Origin of the sequence: Myxococcus qinghaiensis, assembly GCF_024198215.1 — a bacterium.
GTDB classification, from domain to species: domain Bacteria; phylum Myxococcota; class Myxococcia; order Myxococcales; family Myxococcaceae; genus Myxococcus; species Myxococcus qinghaiensis.
Genome location: NZ_JAKCFA010000079.1, coordinates 1 through 1,462, shown reverse-complemented (window position 1 = coordinate 1,462; position 1,462 = coordinate 1). Strand labels below are relative to the sequence as shown.

2 protein-coding genes are annotated in these 1,462 nt (G+C 69.2%); both read left to right on the top strand.

The window, feature by feature from the left end:
* Positions 1-938: Mu transposase domain-containing protein (locus tag LZ199_RS45905; RefSeq protein ID WP_407667353.1), on the top strand; the 938-nt coding region annotated here is incomplete at its 5' end.
* A 145-nt stretch (positions 939-1,083) separates the two neighbouring features.
* Positions 1,084-1,462: ATP-binding protein (locus LZ199_RS45900; RefSeq protein ID WP_254000179.1), on the top strand; the 379-nt coding region annotated here is incomplete at its 3' end.

Sequence of the window (1,462 nt, the reverse complement as noted above, 5' to 3'; positions counted from 1 at the left end):
TCGGCGGCGCTACCCAGGTGGTGGTGCCCGACAACCTCAAGGCGGGCGTCACCCGGGCGCACCGGTACGAGCCGGACTTGAATCCCACGTACGCGGACCTGGCGCGGCACTACGGCTTCGCGATTCTGCCCGCGCGCCCGCGCCGGCCTCGGGACAAGGCGAAGGTGGAGGTGGGCGTGCTGCTGGCGGAGCGGTGGATTCTGGCGGCGCTGCGCCACCGGCACTTCACCTCGCTTTACCAGGTGCAGCAGGCGGTGAAGCCGCTGCTGGAGAAGCTCAACTCGCGGCCCATGCGCAAGCTGGGCAAGTCGCGCTGGGAGCTCTTCGAGCAGGTGGAGAAGGCCACGCTGCGGGCCCTGCCTGCGAGGCCGTACGAGCTGGCCTTCTGGAAGAAGGCGCGCGTCAACATCGACTACCACGTGGAGCTGGAAGGCCACTGGTACAGCGTGCCGTACACGCTGGTGGGCAAGCCGGTGGAGGTGCGCCACACGGAAGGCTGCGTCGAGGTCTTCCTCGGGGGCCGCCGCGTGGCCAGCCACGTGCGCGGCCTGGAGAAGGGACGCTTCACCACGCAGCCCGAGCACATGCCCGCCTCCCACCGGCAGCACGCCGAGTGGACACCCTCTCGCCTCATCCGCTGGGCCGAAGGCGTGGGCCCCTCGTGCGCGAAGCTGGTGGAGGAGCTGATGACGAAGCGGCCCCATCCCCAGCAGGGCTTCCGCTCGGCGCTGGGCGTGCTGCGTCTGGCCGAGGAGAAGCGTTACGGCAAGCCGCGCGTGGAGAAGGCCTGCGCCCGGGCGCTGCGCCACCGCGCCGTCGGCTACAAGTCCGTGGTCGCCATCCTCCAGCACCGCCTCGAGGATGCCGACGAGAAGACGGCCGAGAAGGACCCGCTGCCCGAGCACGAGAACGTGCGCGGCGCCCACTACTACCACTGACGACACGCGCGGCTTGACGGCCGTGTGCGGACATTTCCCGCCGGTGCTGGCCCTCAAGTCTCCCAGCATCGGCGGTGGCCTGCGCGCGCCCTCATGGGCGAGTTGCGGCCGGACCACTGAGACAGACGGAAGGGGAAGCGAAGAAATGCTGGTGGACCAGACGCTGGAGAAGCTCAACGCGATGAAGCTGCATGGCATGGCCAACTACCTGCGCAGCTGGGTGGAGAAGCCTGGGGACAAGGGCCTGAGCGCCGTGGACCTGGTGGGCCTCCTGGCGGACGCGGAGTGGATGTACCGGGAGAACAAGAAGCTCACCTCGCGCCTGCAGCACGCGAAGCTGCGCCAGCAGGCATGCCTGGAGGACATCGACTATGCCCACGCGCGGGGCCTCACCAAACCGCAGGTGATGGAGCTGTCCACCTCGAAGTGGGTGGCCGACAAGCAGAACGTGCTGCTGACCGGGCCCACCGGCGTGGGCAAGAGCTACCTGGCGTGCGCGCTGGGGCAGAAGGCCTGCCGTGATG